General features: G+C 66.1%; 23 protein-coding genes. 15 read left to right on the top strand and 8 right to left on the bottom strand.

The genetic code is table 11. From position 1 onward, the window contains the following. Positions 1-2: 2 nt before the first annotated feature. Positions 3-830 carry a phosphate/phosphite/phosphonate ABC transporter substrate-binding protein gene (locus AC1RQK_RS26390; RefSeq protein ID WP_492811962.1) on the top strand — a complete coding sequence of 276 codons (828 nt, stop codon included), beginning with the start codon at positions 3-5 and terminating at the stop codon, positions 828-830. Positions 831-895: 65 nt separating this feature from the next. Here the strand turns inward: AC1RQK_RS26390 and AC1RQK_RS26395 are convergent, their stop codons facing one another. Further along, positions 896-2,611 (bottom strand): carboxylesterase/lipase family protein, encoded by a 1,716-nt coding sequence (locus tag AC1RQK_RS26395; RefSeq protein ID WP_492811964.1) that lies wholly within the window; start codon positions 2,609-2,611, stop codon positions 896-898. A gap of 430 nt (positions 2,612-3,041) precedes the next feature. On the opposite strand from AC1RQK_RS26395, the gene AC1RQK_RS26400 reads away from it, so the two are divergent. The 9 genes from AC1RQK_RS26400 to AC1RQK_RS26440 all read left to right on the top strand — a co-directional run bounded on the left by AC1RQK_RS26400 (position 3,042) and on the right by AC1RQK_RS26440 (position 14,443). Then, entirely contained in the window at positions 3,042-5,195 is a 2,154-nt protein-coding gene (locus tag AC1RQK_RS26400; RefSeq protein ID WP_492811966.1) for a hydantoinase/oxoprolinase family protein, read from the top strand. Beyond that, positions 5,192-6,913, top strand: coding sequence for a hydantoinase B/oxoprolinase family protein (locus tag AC1RQK_RS26405; RefSeq protein ID WP_492811968.1), 1,722 nt, complete (start codon positions 5,192-5,194; stop codon positions 6,911-6,913). The genes AC1RQK_RS26400 and AC1RQK_RS26405 overlap by 4 nt, the downstream gene beginning before the upstream one ends. A 101-nt stretch (positions 6,914-7,014) precedes the next feature. After that, positions 7,015-8,646, top strand: coding sequence for an ABC transporter substrate-binding protein (locus AC1RQK_RS26410; RefSeq protein WP_492371252.1), 1,632 nt, complete (start codon positions 7,015-7,017; stop codon positions 8,644-8,646). A gap of 23 nt (positions 8,647-8,669) precedes the next feature. Further along, complete coding sequence (locus tag AC1RQK_RS26415; RefSeq protein ID WP_492371253.1) at positions 8,670-9,656, top strand: ABC transporter permease; 987 nt, start codon at positions 8,670-8,672, stop codon at positions 9,654-9,656. 161 nt (positions 9,657-9,817) lie between these two features. Further along, positions 9,818-10,648 (top strand): ABC transporter permease, encoded by an 831-nt coding sequence (locus tag AC1RQK_RS26420; RefSeq protein WP_492371284.1) that lies wholly within the window; start codon positions 9,818-9,820, stop codon positions 10,646-10,648. A gap of 77 nt (positions 10,649-10,725) precedes the next feature. After that, complete coding sequence (locus tag AC1RQK_RS26425) at positions 10,726-11,793, top strand: ABC transporter ATP-binding protein (RefSeq protein ID WP_492371254.1); 1,068 nt, start codon at positions 10,726-10,728, stop codon at positions 11,791-11,793. Beyond that, positions 11,771-12,553 carry an ATP-binding cassette domain-containing protein gene (locus AC1RQK_RS26430; protein WP_492811971.1) on the top strand — a complete coding sequence of 261 codons (783 nt, stop codon included), beginning with the start codon at positions 11,771-11,773 and terminating at the stop codon, positions 12,551-12,553. The genes AC1RQK_RS26425 and AC1RQK_RS26430 overlap by 23 nt, the downstream gene beginning before the upstream one ends. A gap of 130 nt (positions 12,554-12,683) precedes the next feature. Beyond that, positions 12,684-13,556: a transporter substrate-binding domain-containing protein gene (locus AC1RQK_RS26435; protein ID WP_492811973.1), complete on the top strand. Its 873-nt coding sequence runs from the start codon at positions 12,684-12,686 to the stop codon at positions 13,554-13,556. Positions 13,557-13,564: 8 nt separating this feature from the next. Next, on the top strand, positions 13,565-14,443 hold the full coding sequence (locus AC1RQK_RS26440) for a transporter substrate-binding domain-containing protein (RefSeq protein ID WP_492812025.1): 879 nt from the start codon (positions 13,565-13,567) through the stop codon (positions 14,441-14,443). A gap of 122 nt (positions 14,444-14,565) precedes the next feature. Here the strand turns inward: AC1RQK_RS26440 and pcp are convergent, their stop codons facing one another. Next, positions 14,566-15,213: a pyroglutamyl-peptidase I gene (gene pcp / locus AC1RQK_RS26445; protein WP_492811975.1), complete on the bottom strand. Its 648-nt coding sequence runs from the start codon at positions 15,211-15,213 to the stop codon at positions 14,566-14,568. A 97-nt stretch (positions 15,214-15,310) separates the two neighbouring features. Between pcp and AC1RQK_RS26450 the strand changes: the two genes are divergently transcribed. The 3 genes from AC1RQK_RS26450 to AC1RQK_RS26460 all read left to right on the top strand — a co-directional run bounded on the left by AC1RQK_RS26450 (position 15,311) and on the right by AC1RQK_RS26460 (position 16,959). Continuing rightward, complete coding sequence (locus AC1RQK_RS26450) at positions 15,311-16,249, top strand: LysR family transcriptional regulator (protein ID WP_492811977.1); 939 nt, start codon at positions 15,311-15,313, stop codon at positions 16,247-16,249. A 66-nt stretch (positions 16,250-16,315) separates the two neighbouring features. Beyond that, positions 16,316-16,447, top strand: coding sequence for a type II toxin-antitoxin system PrlF family antitoxin (locus AC1RQK_RS26455; protein WP_492811979.1), 132 nt, complete (start codon positions 16,316-16,318; stop codon positions 16,445-16,447). Next, the gene (locus AC1RQK_RS26460) at positions 16,444-16,959 is read left to right on the top strand and encodes a type II toxin-antitoxin system YhaV family toxin (RefSeq protein WP_492811981.1); all 516 of its coding nucleotides are present in this window, start codon (positions 16,444-16,446) and stop codon (positions 16,957-16,959) included. Before AC1RQK_RS26455 ends, AC1RQK_RS26460 begins: the two co-directional genes overlap by 4 nt. Positions 16,960-16,990: 31 nt before the next feature. Here AC1RQK_RS26460 and AC1RQK_RS26465 read toward each other — a convergent pair whose 3' ends face one another. From AC1RQK_RS26465 to AC1RQK_RS26490, 6 genes are all read right to left on the bottom strand, one after another. Continuing rightward, complete coding sequence (locus AC1RQK_RS26465) at positions 16,991-17,287, bottom strand: XapX domain-containing protein (RefSeq protein ID WP_492371260.1); 297 nt, start codon at positions 17,285-17,287, stop codon at positions 16,991-16,993. Positions 17,288-17,358: 71 nt separating this feature from the next. Beyond that, positions 17,359-17,799 (bottom strand): DoxX family protein, encoded by a 441-nt coding sequence (locus tag AC1RQK_RS26470; protein ID WP_492371261.1) that lies wholly within the window; start codon positions 17,797-17,799, stop codon positions 17,359-17,361. 42 nt (positions 17,800-17,841) lie between these two features. After that, entirely contained in the window at positions 17,842-19,707 is a 1,866-nt protein-coding gene (locus AC1RQK_RS26475; protein WP_492371262.1) for an amidohydrolase, read from the bottom strand. A 155-nt stretch (positions 19,708-19,862) separates the two neighbouring features. Beyond that, positions 19,863-20,684: an alpha/beta fold hydrolase gene (locus AC1RQK_RS26480; RefSeq protein ID WP_492371286.1), complete on the bottom strand. Its 822-nt coding sequence runs from the start codon at positions 20,682-20,684 to the stop codon at positions 19,863-19,865. A 217-nt stretch (positions 20,685-20,901) separates the two neighbouring features. Further along, a complete protein-coding gene (locus tag AC1RQK_RS26485; RefSeq protein ID WP_492371263.1) occupies positions 20,902-21,588 on the bottom strand; it encodes a hydrolase in 687 nt (228 codons plus the stop codon). A gap of 505 nt (positions 21,589-22,093) precedes the next feature. Next, complete coding sequence (locus AC1RQK_RS26490; RefSeq protein WP_492811984.1) at positions 22,094-23,113, bottom strand: AraC family transcriptional regulator; 1,020 nt, start codon at positions 23,111-23,113, stop codon at positions 22,094-22,096. Positions 23,114-23,284: 171 nt separating this feature from the next. Here AC1RQK_RS26490 and AC1RQK_RS26495 point away from each other — a divergent pair, with 171 nt between their 5' ends. Both AC1RQK_RS26495 and AC1RQK_RS26500 read left to right on the top strand, forming a co-directional pair. Beyond that, positions 23,285-23,884 carry an RBBP9/YdeN family alpha/beta hydrolase gene (locus AC1RQK_RS26495; protein ID WP_492811986.1) on the top strand — a complete coding sequence of 200 codons (600 nt, stop codon included), beginning with the start codon at positions 23,285-23,287 and terminating at the stop codon, positions 23,882-23,884. A 163-nt stretch (positions 23,885-24,047) separates the two neighbouring features. Beyond that, on the top strand, positions 24,048-24,896 hold the full coding sequence (locus tag AC1RQK_RS26500) for a TauD/TfdA dioxygenase family protein (protein WP_492811988.1): 849 nt from the start codon (positions 24,048-24,050) through the stop codon (positions 24,894-24,896).

The raw sequence follows: 24,896 nt of genomic DNA on the forward strand, positions 1-24,896 counted from the left end.
CGATGACCGAACGCAAGCACTGGGTGGCCGCGCTACCCATGTATAACCTGACACCCGCGCTGCATACGGACTGGCTGGCGCTGATCGCACGCGTGGCCGACGTGCTCGCGCGGCAACGCGACCCGCTCCAGCTGAGCATCGTCGAACCCGCCGCGACGGTGGAGGCGCTGCACGACTTCTGGCGCCGGCCGGACCTGCTGCTCTCGCAAACCTGCGGCTATCCGCTGGTGCAGGGCCTGCGGCGCCATGTGCGCATCATTGGCACGCCTCGGTTCAATGCGCCGGGCTGCGACGGCGCCAGCTATACCAGCGCCATCGTGGTGCGCGCCAATGACGGGCCCGCCACGCTCGCCGCATGCCGCGGATTGCGCGCGGCCTACAACGATGAGGGCTCGCACAGCGGCATGAACGCGCTGCGCTACGCGGTGGCGCCGCTGGCGCGGGACGGCCGCTTCTTCTCCGGCACGGTGCGCACCGGCTCGCATCTGGCATCGCTTGACGCCGTGGCCAACGGCGCGGCGGATGTCGCCGCCATCGATTGCGTCACGCTGGCGTTCGCGCGCGATCACCTGCCCGAGCGTCTTGTCGCGCTGCGTCAGATTGGCCGCACCGAGGCCGCCCCCGGACTGCCGCTGGTGTCTTCGCGCCACGCCGCCCCGGCGCATAGCGCGCGCGTTGGCGCGGCGCTGGCCCAGGTGCTTTCCGGCGAGCCGGCACTGGCGCGCCGCTTGCGCTTGCGGGGCATTGCGCGGACCGGACTGGCGCACTACGAGCCGGTGGCGCAGATGGCCCGCGTCGCGGTGGCGGCCGGCTACGCGCGGCTGGTCTGATCGCGGATCAACGCCGCCTGATGCGCGTCGCGCACGCAGGCGCGTTTGCCGGCGCGCGCCGGGCGTCAGTCGCGCGTGAACGACACCGGGAAGCTGTACTCGTATAGCGGGATACCCGCAAACGCGGCGCGTGCGCGCGCGGCAGGGTCGCGCCGTGCCTCCCATGACTTGCCCAGCAGCGCGGTGGTGCGCGCCGAGCCGTCGTAAGGCGCCCAGCCCGCTACCACGCCGCTGCCCGGCTTGCCGGTGCGTGCGAACTGCGCCCAGATTGCCCCCATGTGGTCGCGCACCTCCAGCTGGTCGGCGCTGTCTTGCACCAGAGGCCTCGCCGCGTCCAGCGTGCCGAAGATGAACGGCACCTCCGACGTATGTGCAGCCCCCAGGACGCCGCCGCGCGCCGGCGATTGCCAGTCGAATTCGTAGGCATAGACCGGCGCGCCATTCTGCGCGGCCTTGCGCTCGGCCACGGCCAGCGTCGGCAGGCGGTAGTTGTAGTCGCCGGCAATGCGGATCAGCAGTTCGCTGGGCGTAGCCTTGCCGTCGAGGTCGCGGTAGGCATCGATCAGCCGAGCGGTGCCGGCGTCGTTGAGCTTCAGGAAGCGCTGGATGCGCTGGCGGGCCTGGCCGGCGCTCAACGAGAAATTGCGCGGGTCGGCGGCGAGGAAGAACGTGGCCTCCTGCGCGGCATTGCCGATCAGGACCGGAACGTCCGCCGACAGCGGCGATGCCACCGGGTCGAACGGATCATCGACGAACACCTTGCCGTCCAGCGTGGGCCGGAACTCGCTGACGCCGCCGGCGGCGCCGGACACCTTGGCGAATGCGGCCACCAGTTGCTCCACCGGCAACTGGCGCAGGCGGCCCGCGTTGGCGGCGGTCAAGCCGAACTCACGCAGGAACGCATGCGCGGCGCGTGCCGCCGCATCCGGCCCTGCCAGCTTCCAGGCGCCGGAGCCGCTCTGCACGATGGCCCGCTGGATGTAGCCGCGCGCGGCGGGCAGCCCCAGCAGCGCCGTGACCTTGGCCGCGCCGCCCGACTGGCCGAACACCGTGAGGTTGGCCGGGTCGCCGCCAAACGACTCGGCATTGGCCTTGATCCACTTCAGCGCGGCAAGCTGGTCGAGCGTGCCGAGGTTTCCCGATTCGGCGGACAACTGTTCGGGATGCTCGCCGGTGAACAGCCCGCCCAACACGTTGAGGCGATGGTTGACGGACACCACCACCACGTCCTGCGATGTCGCCAGATGGCTGCCATCGAAGCCCGCCGACGTGCCGGCTCCGATGGCGAATGCCCCGCCGTGCAGCCACACCAGCACGGGGCGGCGCTGATTGTCACGCAGCGCGGGCGTGAACACCGACAACGACAGGCAGTCCTCGCTCGCCGGAATGCCCGACCAGTACCAGGCGAACTCGACCGGGCTGCCGACTTGCGGCTGCGGCGCGGAAGCACCGCCTTCCAGGGCATCGCGAACGCCTGCCCACGGTTGCCGCGCGACGGGCGGGCGGAAGCGGTTGTCGCCAGCTGTTGTCGCCGCATAGGGCACGCCCTTGAAGACGAACGCGCCGCGCGCACGCGTGCCGCGCAGGCGGCCCGATGTGGTATCGACGACCGGCTCGGCGGTGCCCGATACCGTGGCGCATGCCGACAGCGCGCCCAATGCGGCAAGGCTGGCCCCGGCGCGCGCGGTGCTGAGAAGGAAGATGCGCCGGGAGGTGCGTCGGGAAGTGCGAGAAGCGGTACGAGAAGCGTTGGGAGAGAAGGGCGGGACGGCGAGAGTCAAGGTGGATTCCAGTGAGCGCCATGGCGGGCAGGCCGGCTTGCGCGGACCCGGCACGGCAATAGGCGACGATCCTAGCCGCGCCGCAATGCCTTGCATACGAAGGTTCGCTCATATGGGTATTTGCCGACGTGCGAAGGCCCGGCCGGGGCGCGACATAGTCTCGCGCGCGCGTTGGCGCAAGGATGGATTGCGTCTATCCATAGCCATTGACACAACATAAGCAAGCGCGAAATCCTTCGTTCCGATGTGCCGCCGCGGCCGACTATGCTGCGCGCTGGCTTTCAGCGAAGTCCGGCGCTTGCTCCCTGCCTTCAGGCAGGGGAGATGTATCTATCCAGGGGAAGTTCCCGATGGTCGTCGTTTGTCGAGTGCGCTGCGGCACCCCGCCGCGAGGGCTGAATCCAGATATTCCCACTCCATGAACAACGGCATGCCTGCAGACAACCAGAATTCACATCAGGCGAGCGTGCGGCTCGCTGTCGACGTTGGCGGCACCTTTACCGATACCGTCCTGCTGGCCGGCACGCGCCGCTACACCAGCAAAGTCCTGACAACGCCGGCCGCGCCCGAGAACGGCGTGATCCACGGCGTACAGGACCTCCTGGCCAGCGCCGGGCTCTCGCTGGCTCAAGTCGACCTCTTTATCCTCGGCACCACCCTTGCCACCAATGCGCTGATCGAACGCAAGGGCGCGCGTACCGCGCTGATCACCACGGCGGGATTCCGTGATCTGGTCGAGATCGGCTGGGAGGATCGTTTCGCGCAGTACGACATCTTCCTCGACAAGCCAGCACCGCTGGTGCCGCGCTACCTGCGCTTTGGCGTACCGGAGCGCGTCGACGGCCGCGGCAACACGCTGCTGTCCCTCGACGAGGAGGCCGTGGCCGCGCTGGTGCCGCAGTTCGAGGCGCAGGGCGTGGAAAGCGTGGCCGTCACCTTCCTGCACAGCTATGTGAATCCCGCGCACGAGCAGCGAGTGCGCGCCATCCTGGGCGAGCTGGCACCGCATCTGTGGGTCTCGCTGTCTTCCGACGTGTGCCCGGAGATCCGGGAGTACGAACGTTTGTCCACCACCAGCGCCAATGCCTATGTCCAGCCGCTGGTGGCGGGCTATCTCGGACGCCTGCGCGAGCGCGTGGCCGCGTTGGGCCTGCGCAGTCCGCTCTTCCTGATGACATCGGGCGGCGCCATTACCAATATCGAAGCGGGCATCGCGCAGCCGGTGCGGCTGGTCGAATCCGGTCCCGCCGGGGGCGCCATCCTGTCGCGCCGGGTGGCGGAGCAGGGTGGCATCGGGCGCGCGCTGTCCTTCGACATGGGTGGCACGACCGCCAAGATCTGCTTTATCGACGACTACCAGCCGCAGATCTCGCGTAGTTTTGAATTCGGCCGCATGCACCGGCACCTCAAGGGATCGGGCTTGCCGATCCGCATCCCGGTGATCGAGATGGTGGAGATCGGCGCGGGTGGCGGATCGATCGCCCGCATCGACGCGCTGGGCCGCGTGCAGGTCGGCCCGGATAGTGCCGGTTCCGAGCCCGGCCCGGCCAGCTATGGCTTGGGTGGCAGCGCCGCCACGGTGACCGACGCCAACTGCGTGCTGGGCCTGCTGGATCCGCAGCGCTTTGCCGTGGGCAAGGTGGCGCTGCAGCCGGAGCTCGCGCGTGTTGCGCTTGGCACCGATATCGCGCATGGACTGGGTACGACACCGGAGTTCGCCGCGCTGGCGGTGACCGAGATCGTGACGGAGAACATGGCGAACGCTGCCCGCGTCCATGCCACCGAGCTCGGCAAGACGGTGGAGGACTACACCCTGATCGCGTTTGGCGGCGCCGCGCCGTTGCATGCGGCGGCACTGGCCAGGCGGCTCGGCATCCACCGCGTGATCGTTCCCCAATCCGCCGGGGTGGGGTCGGCGCTGGGTTTCCTGTGGGCACCGATTGCTTATCAGGCGGTGCGCAGCTTTTATCAACGCCTTGACGCCTTCGACGCAGCGGCAGTCAATGCCGTGCTCGGGCAGTTGGCGGCCAGCGCGCGGGATATCGTCAGCCAGGCCGCACCCGGCCAGGCATTGGGCGAACAGCGCCTGGCGTACATGCGCTATGCAGGCCAGGGGCACGAAATTCCCGTGCCCCTGCATGCACAGGTTCTGCGCGCGGCAGATGCGGCGGCGCTGGGCGAGAGCTTCGAGCGTGCCTATGCCGCCCTGTACGGCCGCACCTTGCCCGGCAACCCGGTCGAGATCATCAGCTGGTCGATCAATGTGAGTACCGCGCAGCCGGCGATTGCACGCGCGGGGCAGAGCGTGGCGGCGGGCGCCGCGGCGGTGGCCAGCGGTGGCCAGCGGATCCTGTTCGACGGCGAGCACGGTGCGGGGCGCGAAGTACCGGTGTACGAACGTGCCGCGTTGTCCGGCGGCTCGCCGATACACGGCCCCGCGCTGGTGGTGGAGGACGAAACCACGACCGTGGTGCCGGCTGGCTTTGCCTTCTCGCTGGATCCGGATGGCCATCTGGTGCTCGCGGCGTCGATACCTGTCCCGGCCCAAGCGGGCCTTACCGATCTTGTGGAGGTGGCGCAATGAGCCCGGCCAATCCCGTAGTCACCCATGCCGCGCTGCGCTGCACCATCCACGCCCAGTTGATGTGGAACCGGCTGCTGTCGGTCGTGGAGGAGCAGGCGCAGACCCTGATCCGCACGGCCTTTGGCACCTCCACGCGCGAAGCCGGGGATCTATCCGCCGGGGTGTTCCTGCCCGATGGCCGCATGATCGCGCAGGCGGTTACCGGTACGCCGGGGCACGTCAACTCGATGGCCGAATCGGTCAAGCACTTCCTGTTTGCATTTCCCGCCGCAACCATGGCCGAGGGCGATGTCTACCTTACCAACGATCCATGGAAGGGCACCGGCCACCTGTTCGACATGACCATGGTCACGCCGGTGGTGCGCGCGGGCCAGGTGGTGGCGCTGTTCGCCTCGACCCTGCACGTGGTCGATATCGGCGGCATCGGTGCGGGTCCGGATGGCACCCAGGTCTATCACGAAGGCCTGTTCCTGCCGATCCTGAAGCTGTTCGACGCAGGCCAGCCCAATGAAGCCGTGTTCGACATCGTGCGCGCCAACGTGCGCGAGCCGGTGCAGGTGATCGGCGACCTGCATGCGCTGGTTGCCTGCAACGAGATCGGCGGGCGCCGCTTGCGGACGATGATGGATGAGTTCGGACTCGGCGACCTGCATGCGGTGGGCGAGTACATCATCCGCCAGGCCGGCCAGGCCATGACCGCCGCGATCGCCGCGTGGCCCCACGGCACCTGGCACAACGGCATGACCATCGACGGCTATGAAACGCCGATCACCCTGCAGGCCAGCCTGACCATTTCGCCGGACGGCATCGACGTGGACTTCACCGGCTCGTCGCCGGTGGTGGCGCGCGGCATCAATGTGCCCAAGGCCTATACCGACGCCTATACCTCGTTCGGCATCCGTTGCCTGATCGGCGCTGATATTCCCAACAACGCCGGCTCGCTGGCTCCCGTGCGCGTGCATGCGCCCGAGGGTTCGATCCTGAATGCGCCGTTTCCTTGCGCCGTGACCGCGCGCCACATCATCGGCCAGATGCTGCCGGACGTTGTGTTTGGCTGCCTGCGCCAGGCGCGCGCTGGCGTGGTGCCGGCCGAAGGTTCGTCGAGTCTGTGGAATATCCAGCTCTCGGGCGGCCAGCCGCTGGCCGGCGCTGGCGCAGGCGAGCTGCTGCAAGGCCGGCGCTTCGCCATCACCAGTTTCTCCACTGGCGGCACCGGCGCGCGTCCAGGCAAGGACGGGCTGTCCACCACGTCTTTCCCCAGCGGGGTGCGCAATGTGTCGGTGGAAATCCTGGAAACGGTGAGCCCGCTGGTGTTCTGGCGCAAAGAGTACCGTCCGGATTCGGGAGGCGCCGGGCAGCAGCGCGGCGGCCTGGGGCAGGTCATCGAGGTGGCCAACGCCGAAGGTGCGCCCATGGTGCTGGCTGCCGCGTGGGATCGCCTGCTGTTTCCGGCGCGGGGCGCCGATGGCGGCCTGGCCGGCGCGCCCGGCCGGGTCTCGCTTGCCTCTGGCCAGGCCCTGAGGGGAAAGGGCCGGCAACTGGTGCCGGGTGGCGAGCGACTGGTGGTGGAAACGCCAGGCGGCGGTGGCATCGGCAACCCCGCGGCGCGCGATTCGGAGAAACTGGCGGCGGATCTGCGCAACGGCCTGGTCAGCGCCGCGCAGGCGAGCGCCAGCTATGGCCTGGATGCCGCGCCGGGCAATGCCGCATTGGCATGAAGGATTTGCCTCACCTCCCTACGCCGGCTCGCGGCGCTGCCGCCGGCCCGGCGGTGCCCGGCACCGCCATCCATCCGCATTTTCATCAGGATCTCCCACTCATGTCTTCAAAGCCTTCGTTGCCCAAACTGCATGAACGCTTGCTGTCCGGTGTGTTGTCGGCAGTGCTGGTTGTCTCGCTAGGCATTGCCGCGCTGCCGATACCGGTCGCGCACGCCGCGCCCGCGCCAGCTCACGGTGGCACGCTCAACCTCTTGCTCAACTACGAGCCGCCCACGCTGGTGTCGCTTGCCAATGTGGCCACGCCCGCACTCAGCGTCAGTGCCAAGGTGACGGAAGGCCTGCTGGAATACAACTACGACCTGACCCCGCGCCCGCAACTGGCCACCTCGTGGAGCATCAGCCCGGACGGCAAGCAGTACACCTTCCATCTGCGCAAGGGCGTCAAGTGGCACGACGGCAAGGACTTCAGCTCGGCCGATGTCGCGTTCTCGATCCTGCTGCTCAAGAAGGTCCACCCGCGCGGCAGCAGCACCTTCGCCAACGTGACGGAGGTGAAGACCCCCGATCCCTACACCGCGATCATCGTGCTGTCCAGGCCCGCGCCTTACCTGATCAAGGCGCTGGTGGCCACCGAATCACCGATCGTGCCCAAGCACATCTACGAGAACACGGACGCCATCGGCAATCCCAACAACAATGCCCCGATCGGCACCGGCCCCTTCCGTTTCAAGGAATGGGTGCGCGGCAGCCACATCGTCTATGAGCGCAATCCGGACTATTGGGACAAGCCCAAGCCCTACGTGGACCGCGTCGTGGTGAAGTTCATCCCCGATCCGGCCGCGCGCGCCATTGCCTTCGAGACCGGCGCGGTGGACCTGGGCTACCGCACACCGGTACCGCTGTCCGATCTGGCGCGGCTGAAGAAGGTGCCCAAGCTGATGTTCGAGACGAAGGGCAACAGCTACTCCTTCAATGTGACGCGACTGGAGTTCAATCTCGACAATCCGTACTTCAAGAACCTGAAAGTGCGCCAGGCGGTGGCACAGGCCGTCAATCGAGATGTGGTGCTGAACACGGTCTACTACGGCTACGGCACCCGAACCGCATCGCCGATCGCTCCCGGCCTAAGCGCGTTCCACGACAATACGCCCACGCCTTACCCATTCGACACGAAAGCGGCCGACAAGCTGCTGGATGAGGCCGGCTATCCACGCAAAGGCGGCGCTCCGCGCTTTCGCGTCACGCTGGATTACAACCCCATCAGCGAGGACAGCAAGCGCCTGGCCGACTACCTGCGCTCGGCGCTGGGCAAGGTCGGCATCGACGTGACCATCCGCTCGCAAGACCTGCCGGCCTTCGTCAAGCGCATCTATACCGAGCGCGACTACGATTTCACTGTGAATGGCGCGAGCAACCTGTTCGATCCCACCGTCGGCGTGCAGCGTTTGTATTGGTCCAAGAACTTCAAGAAGGGTGTGCCGTTCTCCAACGCAACCCACTACAGCAATCCAGAGGTGGACCGGTTGCTGGAGGACGCCACTTCCGAGATCGACCCCGCCAGGCGGGTGGCGCAGTTCAAGCAGTTCCAGCAGATCGTCGGCAAGGAGGTGCCCGATCTGAACCTCGTGTCGCCGCAGTTCATCACCATCGCCAACACGCGGGTACATGACCATTCGCTGACTGCCGACGGGGTCGAGTCCAACCTCGCCAACGTCTACCTGGACAAATAGTCCGGCCGACCGGGCGCCACACCATGCCAACCTTGCTACGAATCGGATCGGCCCTGCGGCGCACGCTATGGCGCGCGCTGCCCACCGCCCTGGGCGTGATCGTCTTCAACTTCCTGCTGCTGCAGCTGGTGCCCGGCGATGCCGCCGACGTGCTGGCGGGCGAGTCCGGCTCGGCTACCGAGCAGACCATGGCGTTGATACGGGCCCGCTTTGGCCTGGACCAGCCGGTGCTGCACCAGTTGCTGGCCTACCTGGGCCACCTGGCACGCTTCGACCTGGGTTTCTCGCCACGCTACAACATGCCGGTGGCGGACCTGATCCTGGCGCGCCTGCCCAATACGCTGCTGCTGACGGGCGCCGCGCTGTGCATCGCGCTGGCGCTCGGCGTGGCTTGCGGCGCTGCCATGGCCGCGCGCGTGGGCACCTGGGTGGATCGCGCACTCTCGCTCGCGGTGCTGCTGCTGTACTCGGTGCCAGGCTTCTGGATCGGGTTGATGGCAATCGTGCTGTTCTCGGTCCATCTGGGCTGGCTGCCCAGCGAAGGCACCGGCACCATCGGCGCGGAGCTGGGCGGGTGGGCGCGGCTTGGCGACGTGGCCAGCCACCTGGTGCTGCCGGCACTGGCAATGTCGACGTTCTTCATCGCCATCTACGCGCGCCTGACGCGCGCCGCCATGCTCGAGGTACAGCGCCAGGACTTCGTGCGCACCGCTGCTGCCAAAGGGCTGCATCCGCTGCGGGTATCCGTGCGCCACGTGCTGCGCAATGCGCTGATGCCGATCACGACGGTGGCCGGCATGCACTTTGGCGCCTTGTTGGGCGGCACGGTGGTGATCGAGACGGTATTCAGCTGGCCCGGGCTGGGCCGTTTGGCGCTGGAGGCGGTGATGGCGCGGGATTTCAGCGTGCTGCTCGGCGTGCTGTTGCTGTCGTCCTTCTTGGTGGTGCTTGCCAATGTGCTGGTCGACCTCTTGCAAGCATGGCTGGACCCGCGCATCAAGAATGCCTGACGCACCAAGCACGGCATGGCGGGATCGCCGATCAACCGAATCGCGGAGCGCCATACAAGGCGCGTATTGATATGAGTTCCATGTCTTCCTCCGGGCCGGCCGGCGCGGCTGGCACCGCAAACACCACCTCCGTGGACGTATCGCAGGCGGGCACTGCGCGCATGCGCGCGCTGCGCATTTTCCTGCGCAACCCGGCCGCGCTGGGCGGCGTACTGGTGCTGCTGACGATGGTGTCAATGGCCGCGCTCGCCGGCGTGCTGTTTCCCGGCGATCCGCTTGACATGGTGGGCCAGCCCTTCCTGTGGCCCGGCGCAGATCCCGCCTTCCCGTTCGGCACCGACTCGCTCGGCCGCGATGTGCTGGCCGGCATCGTGCACGGGGCGCGCGTGTCGCTGCTGGTGGGGCTGGCGGCGGCGTCGCTGAGCCTGTTGATTGGTATGCTGGTGGGCGCCGTGGCAGGCTACTTCGGGCACGCGGCCGACGCCGTGCTGAGCCGGCTGATCGAGCTGGTGCAGACGGTGCCGAGCTTCTTGCTGGTGATCGTGATCGTGGCCATCGGCAGTCCGTCTGTCACCACCATTGCGCTGGCGATCGGGCTGGCCTCCTGGCCCACGGTGGCGCGCCTGGTGCGCGCCGAGTTCCGTACCCTGCGGGAGGCGGATTTCGTGCTGGCTGCACGCAGCGTGGGCTACCGCAGCAGCCGCATCATCGTTGCCGAGATCCTGCCCAATGCGCTGCCACCGGTGATCGTCACCACCTCGGTCATGGTGGCCAGCGCCATCCTGATCGAATCGGCACTCTCATTCCTGGGCATGGGAGATCCCAATGTCGTGAGCTGGGGCAGCATGATTGGCGCCGGCCGCGAGGTGCTGCGCAGCGCCTGGTACCTGAGCGCGCTGCCGGGGACCGCCATCATCCTGACCGTGCTGGCGCTGAACCTGGTGGGCGATGCACTCAACGATGCGCTCAACCCTCGCCTGCGGTATGACTGAGATATGACTGTGACCGATGCCAGAAAGGCCGGCCGTGGCCTTGCCGCCGTGCATGCGGGCGCACTAGGGGAGAGCGCATGAGCGCACTGTTGGAAGTCGAGAAACTGGAGATCCGCTTCGGTACCCAGCCCGTGGTGCATGACCTGAGCTTTGCCATCGAAGCCGGGCAGACCCTCGCGCTGGTGGGCGAATCGGGCTGCGGCAAATCGGCCACCGCGCTGGCACTGATGCAGCTGTTGCCAGCTCCTGGGAGAATCAGCGGGGGGAGCATCCGCTTTGCCGGGCAGTCTTTGCTGGGCTTGCCGCCACCGGCGCTGCGCGACCTGCGGGGGCGCGCCATGTCGATGATTTTCCAGGAACCGATGAGTTCGCTCAATCCGGTGATGCCGGTGGGCCACCAGATTGCCGAAGTGCTGCGCCGGCATCAGGGCTTGTCGCGCCGCGCGGCGCGCGCGCAGGCCATCGAGCTGCTGGACCTGGTGCGTATTCCCGCCCCGGCGCAGCGCGTGGATACCCATGCGCACAATCTGTCGGGCGGCCAGCGCCAGCGCGTGATGATCGCCATGGCGATCGCCTGCAAGCCGCAGCTGCTGATTGCCGACGAGCCCACCACCGCGCTCGATGTGACCATCCAGGCCGAGGTACTGGCCCTGCTGGATACGCTGCGGCGCGAATTGTCGATGGCGTTGCTGCTGATCACCCATGATCTCGGCCTGGTGGAGCAATGGGCCGACCGCGTAGTGGTGATGTACGCCGGTCGAAAGATGGAAGAGGCGCAGGCGGGCGAGCTATTCGCAGCCCCGGCCCACCCATACACGCGCGGCCTGCTCGACGCCTCGCTGCGGCTGGATCAGGGCAGGTTCTATCGCGACACCCGGCTTGCCGAGATTCCCGGCGGCGTGGAGTCCGCGCGGCAGGCTGCTGGCTGCCCCTTCGCGCCGCGCTGCGCGCAGGCGCAGGCGCAGTGCCTGGTACGGCCGCCAAGGCCAGAACCGCTGCGCTCAGCGGTATACGAACAGTCCCGCGTTGCGCCGCCGGGCGCAACGCTGCACCACGTGGCCTGCGGGCCCGCTCACCGCGGTGCCGCGCCAGGCTATTATCAGAGCGAGAAACAGGATTCTCATGCCGCTGTTGTCAGTCATTGATCTGCATACCCGCTACGCCACCCGCGCGGGCGTTACCCATGCGGTAAGGGGTGTGTCCTTTGACATTGCCGCAGGCGAAACCGTGGGGCTGGTAGGCGAGTCCGGCTGCGGAAAATCGACCCTCGGAAAGACGCTGCTGCAACTGGTGCCCGCCACTTCCGGACGCGTGCTGCTCGACGGTGTGGACCTGGGCGCCTTGAAACCGGGGCCGCTACGCGCATTGCGTCCCCGCGTCCAGATGATCTTCCAGGACGCTTACGCGTCCCTCAACCCGCGCCGCAGCGTGCGCGACACGCTGGAGACGATACTGCGTGTGCATGGCGTGTCCAACGCGAGGGAGCGCTTGCGGCAGGTGGCGCTGATGATCGGCCGGGTGGGCCTGCCGCTGTCGGCGCTGGGGCGCTATCCTCACGAGTTTTCCGGCGGCCAGCGCCAGCGCATCGGTATCGCGCGCGCCTTGCTGCTGCAGCCCGACCTGGTGGTCTGCGACGAGCCGGTGTCGGCGCTCGATGTGTCGATCCAGGCCCAGATCCTGAACCTGCTGGTTGACTTGAAGCGCGAGTTCGGCCTGGCCTACCTGTTCATTTCGCACGATCTCGCCGTGGTGCGCTATCTGGCTGACCGCGTCATGGTGATGCAGGCGGGGCAGATCGTCGAAAACGCGCCGCAGGAGCAGCTCTGGAATTCTCCGGTGCATCCCTACACGCGCGCACTGATTGCGGCCGAGCCCGCGCCTGCACGCCGGGCGCGCGCGGCCTAGCTAAGCCGGGCGGGGTTCCGGGCCCTACCTGGAGTCGCGCATATCCATATCCGAAACCCTTTCTTGTGATCGTCTGGGCGATCCAGCAAGATCCCCGCTTCCCCTTCACTTGCCTCGGTGCGTAGCCCGCATGAATTCCGTTTTCCGCTTCCCGTTCTTTCCCCAAATCGCAGCCGCCGCCTTGCTTTGCCTGGCGGTGGGCGCCGCCCATGGCGATGCCACGCTCGACAAGATCAAGCAGCGCGGCAGGATCAGCGTCGGCATCGACGGCGCCAGCCCGCCGTTTGGCTTCATGGACACGGCTACCGGCAAGGTTGGCGGCTACCAGACCGACCTGGCGAGCGATATCGCCAAGCGCCTGGGGGTGCAACTGGAGACCGTATCCGTTACCGCCAACACGCGCGTCCAGTTTCTCAATACCGGCAAGGTTGACTTGTTGATCGCCAATATCCAGTGGACACAGGAGCGCAGCGAAATCCTCTCTTTCGCGCCGACGCCTTATGACCTCATCGGTGGCGCCGCCATGGTGGCCAGATCGAGCGGCATCCATCGCTGGGAGGATTTGCGCGGCAAGATCGCGTGCGTATCGCAAGGCAGCAATTTCGCCAGGCCGCTGCAGGAAACCTACGGTGCCATCGTCAAGGGGCTGCGTGGCATTCCCGAATCGTTGCTGGCCCTGAAGGGAGGCTCCTGCGCTGCCTCAGTGCATATCCAGCCGGCGCTCTACCAGACGCTGCATGGCCAGGGCGCTGCCGAATGGAAGGACTATGAGCTTGCCACGCAGGACCAGCTGATCCCGTCACCCACTGTGGTCTGGATGCGGCGCGGCGAGACCGATGCGCAGGCGTTCGTCGACCAGGCCATCCGCGACTGGCACCGCTCCGGCCTGCTGCTGCGGACCGCGCGCAAGTATGGCGTGCCGGATGCCTACATCAAGACCCGTAACCAGAAGGCACAGCAGGGCGAATTCGACCATGCGCCCTTCGAGCAATCCAGGAAGTGACATTGCAGATGCTGAAAACCTTGCGTTCCCACTCCCATTCCCGTTTCCCTTTCTGTTTCCGTCTCCCCTCGCGTGGCGTGCGTGCCGCGCTGCTGGCCGGCCTTGCCCTGGTGGCCACTGCCGCGCATGCCGATGCCACGCTCGACAAGATCAGGCAGCGCGGCAAGCTCGTGGTCGGCGTGATCCTGTCCGGCCCGCCCTTCGGCACCATCGACCCGGCCACGCAAAAGCACATTGGCTATAACGTGGAGTTGTCCGAAGGCGTGGCCAGGGGCCTTGGCGTAACACTGGAGACCATCCAGGTGCAGCCTTCGAACCGCGTGCAGTTCCTCCAGCAGGGCAAGGTCGACATCCTGATCGCCAACATGCAATGGACGCAGGAGCGCAGCGAGATCCTGTCCTTCGTGCCCACGCCCTTTGAGGAGGTCGGTGGCGCGGCCATCGCCAGGAAGGGGAGTGGCATCGCCAGGTGGGAAGACACAAAAGGCAAGCCGGTCTGCGTTTCGCAGGGCAGCAACTTCACCAAGCCGCTGGCCGAGCAGTATGGCGCGCAGATCAAGGCTTTCCGCGGCCAGCCGGAGTCGCTGCTGGCGCTCAGGGGCGGCAATTGCGTGGCGGCGGTGCATGTGAGTCCGACGCTGCGCGACCTGGTGGAGAACAACGCCGACTGGAAGGACTACGAGATCGTTTCGCCACGCGACCTGATCCCATCGCCATCGGTGATCTGGGTGCGTAAGGGCGAGACCGATACCCAGGCCGCCGTTGACCGCATCGTGCAGGACTGGCATCGCACCGGCTGGCTGATTGCCGTAGAAAAAAAGAACGGCATGACGCCCACGCCGCTGCTGCGCCAGCTGCACGAGAAGTTTCGCAAGACTCCCGCCTGAGGCGACGCGCACATGGCAGAGAATCGCTACAGCGCAGAAAGCCTGCGCACCCAGGCCGAGACCATCCTGACTCTCGGTGCCGGTCTCTGCGCAGGCTCGGCAATGCCGAGTTCCTGGCCATTTCAGTGCAGCGCGCCCGCGCCTTCTCGGATGTCCTGCTCCACAGCTAGCGTAGTCGCCACTATTACCCGGACGCCGGCAATCAGCGTATCGAGCGCAAGGCTGGGAGCGCCTGGATGGCGCGCCGCCATTTCAGGCAAATAGGGTACGTGTATGAAGCCGCCGCGCAGGCCGGGCCGGCACTCGGCAATGTAGTGCGATAGCCCATAGAAAATCGCGTTGCAGTTGTACGTGCCGGCGGTTTGCGACACCGAGGCGGGCACGCCATGTTGACGGAGTGCGCTGACAATGGCCTTGATCGGCAGGGTGGAGAAATAGGCCGCTGGCCCGTCGCTGACCACCGGTTCGTCGACAGGCTGGCGCCCTTCATTGTCGGGGATCCGTGCATCGACCACATTGATCGCGACGCGCTCTATCGAGATATCGCTGCGGCCGCCGGCCTGTCCGAGGCAAATGACCACGGTCGGATCAAGCTCCTCGATGGCGCGCTGCAGGACCTGGTTCACCTTGCCGATCACGCACGGCAGTTGACGGGCGACGACGCTCGCCCCATCGATGGACTCGCCGTCGAGCGCACGCGCCGCTTCCCATGACGGATTGATTGTTTCGCCATCGAAGGGCTCGATGCCGGTGAGCAAGATCTTGGTCATTGCAGGCTCCAAACCTGGTTAGCTGGTAGATCCGCAAGCATAGATCTGCTGGTATGAATTCTTGAAATGGATAATCAATATCCGTAGTATTGGAGTCATGAATTTAGCTTCCATCGACCTGAACCTGCTGGTGGCCTTCGAGGCAGTGTTCGAGACGGGTAATGTCACGCTAGCCGCGCAGCGTTTGCACAGAGCCCAGCCGTCGGTCAGCAACGCGCTGAGCCGCCTGCGCACGCTGTTTCAAGACGAACTGTTCATGCGGACCGCGGCCGGCATGGTGCCTACCGAACGGGCCATGGCCCTGATGCCGTCCATCGGCCAGGCACTGACGCAGATCCGCGAGGTGCTGGACCAGGGCGCCGGCTTCGATCCCGCGACGGCCAGGGGCAAGCGCTTCACCATCGCCGCCAGCGACTATGCCGATATTGTAGTCGTGCCACATATATTGGCGCGGCTGCGTCGCCTGGCGCCGCACACCGACCTGCGCGTCGCCAAGCTTGATCGCGCTGCCATCTACAAGCAACTGGATGAAGGCGTGCTGGACATGGCCATCGGCGGCCACCTGGCGCCGCCAAAACGCATGCTTGTCACCCATCTGTATGAGGAGCAATTCGTTTGCATCGCTGACCGCCGCCATCCGCGCCTGCGCCGGCACGCGCTGGATCTGCAGACCTTCATCGAGTTGCCGCATGCGCTGTTCGTGCCGAGCGATGACGGTTCCACCCGCGGCGTGATCGATGAGAACCTGGCCAGGCTGGGAGTCAGGCGACGCGTGGCGGCGACCTTCGCCCACATTATTGCGTTGCCCTATGCCGTGCAGAACACCGACCTCGTCGCAACGCTCGCGCGGCGAGCAGCGTTGCCATTGGCAGGCCGGCAGATCGCGCTGCATGCGCTGCCGCCGGAACTGGGCGAAAACGCGTTCAGCATAGACATGGTCTGCAGCCGCCGCGTGCTGGGTAATGCCGCGCTTGAGTGGCTACGCCGCATCGTCGGCGAAGCGGTGGGCGATATGGAGAGGAAGGACGCGGTCTAGCTTCCGCGCATGCAGCGGTGAGCCAGGCTCGCATTCGTCCCGGCCTAGCCTTGGGGATTGTGCATTGTGGCCATTTCGGCTCTTGTTCTGGCGGCGCGCCTGCAGGCCGTCGATGCCGGTTTTGTGCGGCGCATCCAGTCGCTGGTCGGTGGCATCGAAGTTGATCTTGATGCCACCCTTTCGGCAGACGATGAATGAGCGCGAGTCAGCCTGCGCCTTTGGTCATCAACGGTTGGACCGTTTTTGCCCATCCCCTGTTTCTTGCTCAGCTTGAGGGGCTGACCCAACAAGTCGAAGCGCTCAAGCAAAGAGACCCAACCGGGTACGTGAAGAAGAACGCCAGCAAGCGGCTGGCGGCGATCACCAGGTTGGCGTTCGAGGTGATCGCGCAGGAGCCGGCACGGCCGGAATACCGGCAGGGCGGCACTCTCGGCGACGATCACAAACATTGGTTCCGGGCCAAGTTCTTTCAACAGTACCGGCTGTTCTTTCGCTACCACGCGCAAAGCAAGGTAATCGTATTTGCCTGGGTTAGCGACGAAGACACCAAGCGCGCCTGCGAGAGCAGCGACGACGCCTACCGCGTATTCCGCAAGATGCAGGAGAGTGGCCACCCTCCGGACGACTGGAATCAGCGACTGGCCGAGGCGCGCGCAGAAGGTCTGCGCTTGCAGCGGATGGCTGCGGGAGCAGCGCAGGTGCAGCCTTGAATCGCCGGAAGGCTTGGCTTGTGAGGCGGGCTCAGCGCGAATCGATGGGGCCGCTCGGCGCTGGTGGTATGTCGTTGCGGGCCGCGGCCAAGGTTGCCGGCGGCGGTGCGCCGGTGATCTTGGGTACGCACTCCGTGTGGAACCAGGCGGCGGTGACGGGCTCGCCGGCCAGCATGCGCTTGATTGGCGGCACGACTTGCTCGCCGATCAGCATGCCGAGCAGCCCGATCAGCGCGACCACGGGCGGGGCGGGCGAGCGGACCTGCAGCAAGGCGTAGATGATGCCGACGAGGATGCCGGCGCCAAGCGAAACGATATAGAGCTTCATCGCATTTCCAGTGTTCTGTGTTCAGTGTTCAGTGTTCAGCGTGGGTTGCCGAGCTCGCGGCATGGCCAGCCTCATGCCGTTTGCCCGGCCGCGCGGCGGCAGAGGTCTTCCCACGCCACCAGTACAAAGCCGCCGACCAGGCCGATATGCTCGAAAAAGGCGTTGGCCATCATGAACTGCTCGGCTGGCGGCGCCGCCCAGAAGCGGTTGGCCAGCAGGGTCGCCAGCAGCGTGAAGACCGCCAGCGCCAGCGCGCCGAGCCAGCGGTAGACGCCACACAGGATCATCAGCGACGCGCCCAGCTCCAGCGCGATCACCGCGGCGGCCAGCGGCGCCGCCGGCGCGAGGCCGAAGTGCTGCATCTCGCCGATGGCGCCGGCGAAGTCCATGGCCTTGACCAGGCCACCTTGCAGGTAGGCGGCGCACAGCGCCAGCAGTGCAAGCCAGCGCAGCCAGGACGGGAGCGGGACGGCGCCCGCCGCGCAAGGGTGGGTGGAGGCAGAAGGGCGCATCTTGGAGTCTCCCTGGCAGGATGCGTGGATCGGACGCGCGTCTCAGAAGGCCCAGCAGGAACAGCCGAGCGCGCCCCAGAATGTGCTTTCGTCCGACGCAGGCACGCCGGCCGTCCACGCGTTCGCATGGCCGTGGCCGTGCACGCCGCAGGCACTGGCGCAGGCGCACGCGGTGTTGAGCGCGAGCGCTTTGGCCTGCGGCCGTGGCTGGTAGCCGCCAGCGTGGCGCACCGGCGACCAGTCCGGCATGGCGGGCGGCAGCGCCGGCGCGAGCTTGTCAAAATCGCCGTCGCCATACACCACCTTGCCGCCCAGCACGGTCATCACCGAGGTGATGTCCTGGATATCGTCTCCGGGCACGCTGAAGTAGTCGGCGGAGAGCACCGCCAGGTCGGCCAGCTGGCCGGCCTTGATCTGGCCCTTCTTGCCTTCCTCGGAGGAGAACCAGGTGTTGGCTTCGGTCCACAGCCGCAGCGCCGTGTCGCGGTCGAGCAGGTTGGCTTGCGGATACATCGACAGCCCGCCCACCGTCTTGCCGGTCGTCAGCCAGTACAGCGACACCCACGGGTTGTATGAGGCCACGCGCGTGGCGTCGGTGCCGGCGCCGACCTTGACGCCGCGCTCGAGCATGCGCTTGATCGGTGGCGTGGCCTCGGCCGCGCGCGCGCCGTAGCGCTCGACGAAATACTCGCCTTGGTAGGCCATGCGGTGTTGCACGGCGATGCCACCGCCCAGCGCCGCGATGCGGTCGATGTTGCGGTCCGTGATGGTCTCGGCGTGGTCGAAGAACCAGTGCAGGCCGTCGAAGGGCACGTCCTTCGCCACCTTCTCGTAGACATCCAGCGCGCGCGAGATGGTCTCGTTGTAGGTGGCGTGCAGGCGCCAGGGCCAGCGGTTCTCCGCCAGCAGGCGGATCACCGGCTCCAGGTCGCCTTCCATCGACGGCGGCATGTCGGGCCGCTCGACGCGGAAGTCCTCGAAGTCGGCGGCGCTGTAGACCAGCATCTCGCCGGCGCCGTTGTGGCGATACAGGTCGTCGCCCTGGCCAGGCTTGATCTGCTTGGACCAGCCGCTGAAATCGCTGAGCTCGTCCTTGGGCTTTTGCGTGAACAGGTTATAGGCCAGGCGCACCGTGAGCTGCCCGTCCTTGTGCAGTTCCTCGATGATGTGGTAGTCCTCGGGGTAGTTCTGGTAGCCGCCGCCAGCGTCGATGACGCCGGTCACGCCAAGACGGTTCACCTCGCGCATGAAATGGCGCGTGGAGTTCTTCTGGTATTCGGGCGGCAGCTTCGGGCCCTTGGCCAGCGTTGCATAGAGAATGGTCGCATTCGGCTTGGCCAGCAGCAGCCCGGTGGGATTGCCGGCCTTGTCGTGCACGATCTCGCCGCCCGGCGGGTTCGGCGTGTCCTTGGTATAGCCCACGGCGCGCAGGGCGGCGCCGTTGAGGATGGCTCGGTCGTACAGGTGCAGGATGAACACAGGCGTATCCGGCGCCGCCGCATTCAGCTCCTCGATGGTGGGCAGGCGTTTTTCGGCGAACTGATGCTCGGTGAAGCCGCCGACCACGCGCACCCACTGCGGGGCGGGCGTGCGCGCCACCTGGTCCTTGAGCATGCGCATGGCATCGGCTAGCGAGCGCACGCCGTCCCAGCGCAGCTCCATGTTGTAGTTCAGCCCGCCGCGAATGATGTGCATGTGGCTGTCGATCAGCCCGGGAATCGCGCGGCGGCCTTGCAGGTCGACCACCTTGGTGGCGGCGCCGGCCAGTTGCATGATCTCGTGCCGGGTGCCGACGGCGATGAACTTGCCGTCGCTGATGGCCACGGCTTCGGCCTGCGGATTGGCGCGGTCGAGCGTGGCGAACTTGCCGTTGACGAGGATGAGCTCGGGCGTGCTGGTTTGGGTCATGGCGAAACTCCGGCCGGCGGCAGCCGCGCCGAGCGCGGCGGCGCCGGCGATGAACTGGCGGCGGGTCAGTGAGACGGAAGGCGAGGAGGGCCGGGAGGCATCGGATGAAGACAGGCCGTCCCGGCCTGTCTGCTGGTCGCGAGACGGCGTGTTCATCAGGCCGAGAGGAAGGCCAGCAGGTCGGCGTTGACCTTGTCGGCTTGCACCACGCACATGCCGTGCGAGCCACCCGGGTAGACCTTCAGCGTGGCGTTCTTGACGATCTTGGCGCTGAGCTTGCCCGCATCGTCGATCGGCACGATCTGGTCGTCATCACCGTGCAGGATCAGCGTCGGCACATCAATCTTCTTCAGGTCCTCGGTGTAGTCGACTTCCGAGAATTCCTTGATGCACAGGTACTGGCCCAGGATGCTGCCGGTCATGCCCTGCGCCCAGAACGCATCGATGGTGCCTTGCGAAATCTTGGCGCCGGGACGGTTGAAGCCGAAGAAGGGCACCGCCAGATCCTTGAAGAACTGCGAGCGGTTTTCAGCCGTGTTCTTGCGGATGCCGTCGAACACGTCCATCGGCAGGCCGCCGGGGTTGGACGGGGTCTTGACCATGATGGGCGGCACCGCGCCGATCAGCACGGCCTTGGCCACGCGCCTGGTGCCGTGGCGGCCGATGTAGTGGGCCACCTCGCCACCGCCGGTGGAGTGGCCGACCAGCGCCGCACCCTTCAGGTCCAGCGCTTCGATCACCGCTGCCAGGTCGTCGGCATAGGTGTCCATGTCGTTGCCCTTGGCGGGCTGGTCGGAGCGGCCATGGCCACGGCGGTCATGCGCGATCACGCGGAAGCCGTGCTGCACCAGGAACAGCATCTGCGCGTCCCAGGCGTCGGCATTCAACGGCCAGCCGTGCGAGAACACGACCGGGCGGCCGGTGCCCCAGTCCTTGTAGTAGATCCGGGTGCCATCCTTGGTGGTAACGGTGTTCATGCTGCGTGCTCCGGTATGGTGGGATGCGGCGTGGCCCTGCGGCTTGCCGGCGGCAACGGCGGCGGTGCTGCCCAGGGCCGCGAGGGCGGCGGCACCGGCCGTGCTGGCGCCGGAAACCAGCAGCTCGCGCCGCGCTGGGTTCTGGGCCATGCCTTGCTGATTGGATTGCGCGCTCATGCTTGTCTGCCCGAGAGATAAGGGTGGTGTTGGCGGCGAATCAGCGGGCCGGTACCGGCGCGAGCGACTCGTGCGGCGTGGCGGTACGTTGCTCGGCCTTGTGCACCATGGTGTAGGCATAGTCCACGCCCATGCCGTAGGCACCCGAGTGTTCCTTGACCAGTTTCATCACGGCGTCGTAACTGTCACGGTGCGCCCAGTCGCGCTGCCATTCGAGCAGCACCTGCTGCCAGGTCACCGGTACCACGCCGGCCTGCACCATGCGCTGCATGGCGTAGTCATGCGCTTCCTTGCTGGTGCCGCCGGAGGCATCGCCAACCATGTAGATCTCGTAGTCGCCTTCGAGCATCGCGCACAGGGCGAAGGTGGTGTTGCAAACCTCGGTCCACAGGCCGGCGACGACGACCTTCTTGCGGCCGTTGGCTTTCAGCGCGTCGCGCACCTTCTGGTCGTCCCACGAGTTCATCGAGGTGCGTTCCAGCGTCTTCTGGCCGGGGAATACGTCGAGCAGTTCGGGGTAGGTGTAGCCCGAGAACGACTCGCTCTCCACCGTGGTGATGGTGGTGGGGATATTGAAGATCCTGGCCGCCTTGGCCAGCCCGACCGCATTGTTCTTCATGGCCTGGCGATCCATCGACTGCACGCCGAAAGCCATTTGCGGCTGATGGTCGATGAAGATCAGCTGGCTGTTCTGCGGGGTCAGCACTTCTAGCTTGGGATTGGTCATGGTTCTCTCCTGAAGTTGGGTTGGCAGGATCGTGCAGGCATGGCGCGGCACAGGCGACGGACGGCCGATCCTTGGTCGGATGCAGCGCGGGAGTGTGGCGGAGCTCTGCGCAAGCACCTCGAACGAAGGTTAAAGCTGCATGGTGCTCATCGCCATTGTCTCTTCGTATTAGTCAGCCGCTGTGGGGCGTTATGGGCAGGGCTGGCACGGCGGGCTGCTGCTGGTCAGGCGCGGATCAATGCGCCCGCGTGCGGGAATCCCGTGGCATTCCCGTCCCTTGACGCCGATATGGCCAAGACCCGGAAAGGAGATGGGCGCAGCGCCGGGCCAAGCGCCGTTCTGCGTTGCGTCCGGGGCCGGGAATACCTGCCGCCAGGTCAGCGCAAGGCTAGGCGCAGGGGGCCGGGGGCGTCTATTGCCCTTTGGTATGAGGCGATCATACCGGCGAGCCCGGCCAGAAACTGGCCTGCCTCGGTGCGCAGGTTACAGTGGGAGAGGGCGAAGATCAGCCGGGTTGCGGCAATGCACTTGCGACTGCCTGTGCGCTTTGCTTCCAGCTCGACACCGTCATGCCAAAGTGCTTTCTGAACCAGAATGCGAAAGCGCTGGGGCTTGAGAAGCCGAGCAGATCGGCGAGTTCGGCGAGGGAGCGATCGCTGTCGAGTATCTGGCGGGAGGCGAGTTCCGCCCGGACCGCCTGGAGCAGTGACAAAAAGCTCGTGCCTTCCGCAATGAGCCGGCGATGCAAAGTTCGGCGATCCACGCCAAGGTGCTTTGCCACCTGGTCCGACGTACACCTGCCCCCGGGCAACATGGCAATCACGACCTGCCGAACGGTGTGCGACGCACTCTCATCGGATCCAGACATGGCCTGGTCGAGAAAGCGACGGACATAGGGCGTCATGCGGTAGTCATTGGCCGGCATGGGCGCGGCGAGGTCCTTTGCCGCACAGACGATGCCATTGAAACTCGCATTGAATTCAACCACTGAGCCGAACAGCGCTTTGTGACACGTAGCACCGTGCGGTTGACGATGCTCGAAACAGACGCTTCGGGGCCGCCAGGTTGGCCCCAATAGTTCCTGGATCGTGCGGTATAGCACGCCCACGGCCATTTCAATGGACTGCCGCACCGGGTACTTGCCGGTGACCAGGATCTCTTCGCGAATCAATACGGCATCGCCAAAGTCTTCGATGCTAGTCAGCAGCGCCGCATTGATCAGGCGCATATAGCGACACAGGTTGTCCAGCGCCTGCCGGGCATTCGGTGCTTCGCGCATCACAAAGCTGATCGGGCCCAGGTTGGCCAGCCGCCGGTCCATGGCCAGCCGCAAGCCGAAGTCTTCCACGCCCGCCATCGATGCGCTGTCCTCAAGCAACTGGCGTACCGCCATGGAAGTGACCGGCATGTCGGGATCGAGGAGGCTTCGAGGACTCAACCCCACCTTGCGCAGCATTGCCTCAGGGTTGAGTCCATGGTGGCGCGCCAGTTCCATGTAGCCGGTAAGACTGGCGCTTCGGATCAAGGGCGTATATCCGGGCATGGGTGTGTCCCAATTTAGACATTGAATGTCCCAAATAATACATCGCATTTGGTCTTGCAGAGATAGTCTTGCGATGTGGATCCGATGTGGATCTGATCCCCGATAGCTGTTGACAGACCCGAGTTCCAGCACAACCTCAAATCGAAATCCATCATGACAACGTCCACTGTGCTTATCGTCCCCGGCCTGCGTGACCAGGTTGCCGACCATTGGCAGACATTACTGGCCGAGCGACTGCCTGGTGCATGCACGGTGCCGCCGATGGGACGCGAGAACCTGGACTGTTCTCGCCGTGTCGCGGCAATTGAGCGGGCGGTGGCAGACATTGGCGGCCCTGTACTGCTGGTCGCCCACAGCGGTGGCTGCATCATGCTTGCCCACTGGGCCCTGACAACCGCACACGCAGCACGCATCAAGGGCGCATTGCTGGCATGCCCGCCTGACTTTGAACGCCCCATGCCGGAAGGCTACCCGACACTCTCCACGATCCGGTCCAGCGGCTGGCTCCCGGTACCACGCCAGCAGCTTCCGTTTCCCAGCCTGGTCGCTACCAGCCAGAACGACCCGCTGGGCGATCTGCCCAGGGTGATCGAACTCGCGCAGGCCTGGGGCAGTGACACGGTGGACCTGGGCAAGGTCGGTCATCTGAACCCGGCATCTGGCTATGGGCCCTGGCCGATGGCCTCGCAGTTGATCGAGCGGCTTGACACAGGGCGCCGCTCTAGCCGTCCCGAGCCCGCGTTGCAGCACTGACCGGGCAAGCATCAAGCATTGGCGGCAGCTCTCAACGCAAGAGCGGCCCGGCCAGCGCTACGCGCCGCATGTAGCAGGGCGTGCCCACCGCGACTTTGAGTCCCGCAAGACGACGGGCCCGTCCGTGGTGGTGATTTGAACAAAAAAACGAAGGAGACAAACCATGCATATCAAACCGCTGACGTGCGCCATCGGTGCCGAGCTTGTGAACGTGGACCTGGCAGACGCCGTGCACGACGATGGGCTGTTCGCCGAGATCAGGGCCGCGCTGCTCAAGCACAAGGTGCTGTTCCTGCGCGACCAGGACCTCACGCGCGCCGAGCATGTGGGCTTCGCGCGCCGCTTCGGCGAGCTCGAGGACCACCCCGTGGTCGGCAGCGACCCGGATCACCCGGGCCTGGTGCGCATCTACAAATCGCCGGAGGCTCCCAACGACCGTTACGAGAACGGCTGGCACTGCGACGCCACTTGGCGCGAGACGCCGCCAATGGGCTGCGTGCTGCGCTGCGTGGAATGCCCGCCGGTGGGCGGCGACACCATGTGGGCCAACATGGCGCTGGCCTACGAGAAGCTGCCCGACCAGATCAAGCTCCAGATCGCCGGCCTGCGTGCGCGGCACAGCATCGAAGCCACATTCGGTGCGGCCATGCCGATTGAGAAACGCCTGGCACTCAAGGCCCAGTACCCGGATGCCGAACATCCCGTGGTGCGCACCCATCCCGAGACCGGCGAGAAAGTGCTGTTCGTCAACGGCTTCGCCACCCATTTCACGAACTTCCACACGGCGGCCAACGTGCGCTACGGCCAGGACTTCACCCAAGGCGGATCGGCGCTGCTGCAGTACCTGATCGGCCAGGCCTTGATTCCCGAGTATCAGGTGCGCTGGCGCTGGAAGCCGAACAGCATCGCCATCTGGGACAACCGCTCGACGCAGCACTACGCCGTGATGGACTACCCGCCCTGCCATCGCAAGATGGAGCGCGCCGGCATCATCGGCGACAAGGTGTTCTGA

Source organism: Cupriavidus sp. GW822-FHT02D05 (genome assembly GCF_058802485.1).

What these genes read in the sequence shown, in the direction of transcription:
- pcp (WP_492811975.1), bottom strand. Translation starts at nt 15,213, where the DNA reads ATGACCAAGATCTTGCTCACCGGCATCGAGCCCTTCGATGGCGAAACA.
- AC1RQK_RS26430 (WP_492811971.1), top strand. Translation starts at nt 11,771, where the DNA reads ATGCCGCTGTTGTCAGTCATTGATCTGCATACCCGCTACGCCACCCGC.
- AC1RQK_RS26410 (WP_492371252.1), top strand. Translation starts at nt 7,015, where the DNA reads ATGTCTTCAAAGCCTTCGTTGCCCAAACTGCATGAACGCTTGCTGTCC.
- AC1RQK_RS26485 (WP_492371263.1), bottom strand. Translation starts at nt 21,588, where the DNA reads ATGACCAATCCCAAGCTAGAAGTGCTGACCCCGCAGAACAGCCAGCTG.
- AC1RQK_RS26415 (WP_492371253.1), top strand. Translation starts at nt 8,670, where the DNA reads ATGCCAACCTTGCTACGAATCGGATCGGCCCTGCGGCGCACGCTATGG.
- AC1RQK_RS26480 (WP_492371286.1), bottom strand. Translation starts at nt 20,684, where the DNA reads ATGAACACCGTTACCACCAAGGATGGCACCCGGATCTACTACAAGGAC.
- AC1RQK_RS26460 (WP_492811981.1), top strand. Translation starts at nt 16,444, where the DNA reads ATGAGCGCGAGTCAGCCTGCGCCTTTGGTCATCAACGGTTGGACCGTT.
- AC1RQK_RS26475 (WP_492371262.1), bottom strand. Translation starts at nt 19,707, where the DNA reads ATGACCCAAACCAGCACGCCCGAGCTCATCCTCGTCAACGGCAAGTTC.
- AC1RQK_RS26425 (WP_492371254.1), top strand. Translation starts at nt 10,726, where the DNA reads ATGAGCGCACTGTTGGAAGTCGAGAAACTGGAGATCCGCTTCGGTACC.
- AC1RQK_RS26440 (WP_492812025.1), top strand. Translation starts at nt 13,565, where the DNA reads ATGCTGAAAACCTTGCGTTCCCACTCCCATTCCCGTTTCCCTTTCTGT.
- AC1RQK_RS26405 (WP_492811968.1), top strand. Translation starts at nt 5,192, where the DNA reads ATGAGCCCGGCCAATCCCGTAGTCACCCATGCCGCGCTGCGCTGCACC.
- AC1RQK_RS26470 (WP_492371261.1), bottom strand. Translation starts at nt 17,799, where the DNA reads ATGCGCCCTTCTGCCTCCACCCACCCTTGCGCGGCGGGCGCCGTCCCG.
- AC1RQK_RS26400 (WP_492811966.1), top strand. Translation starts at nt 3,042, where the DNA reads ATGCCTGCAGACAACCAGAATTCACATCAGGCGAGCGTGCGGCTCGCT.
- AC1RQK_RS26435 (WP_492811973.1), top strand. Translation starts at nt 12,684, where the DNA reads ATGAATTCCGTTTTCCGCTTCCCGTTCTTTCCCCAAATCGCAGCCGCC.
- AC1RQK_RS26495 (WP_492811986.1), top strand. Translation starts at nt 23,285, where the DNA reads ATGACAACGTCCACTGTGCTTATCGTCCCCGGCCTGCGTGACCAGGTT.
- AC1RQK_RS26450 (WP_492811977.1), top strand. Translation starts at nt 15,311, where the DNA reads ATGAATTTAGCTTCCATCGACCTGAACCTGCTGGTGGCCTTCGAGGCA.
- AC1RQK_RS26390 (WP_492811962.1), top strand. Translation starts at nt 3, where the DNA reads ATGACCGAACGCAAGCACTGGGTGGCCGCGCTACCCATGTATAACCTG.
- AC1RQK_RS26500 (WP_492811988.1), top strand. Translation starts at nt 24,048, where the DNA reads ATGCATATCAAACCGCTGACGTGCGCCATCGGTGCCGAGCTTGTGAAC.
- AC1RQK_RS26465 (WP_492371260.1), bottom strand. Translation starts at nt 17,287, where the DNA reads ATGAAGCTCTATATCGTTTCGCTTGGCGCCGGCATCCTCGTCGGCATC.
- AC1RQK_RS26420 (WP_492371284.1), top strand. Translation starts at nt 9,818, where the DNA reads ATGCGCGCGCTGCGCATTTTCCTGCGCAACCCGGCCGCGCTGGGCGGC.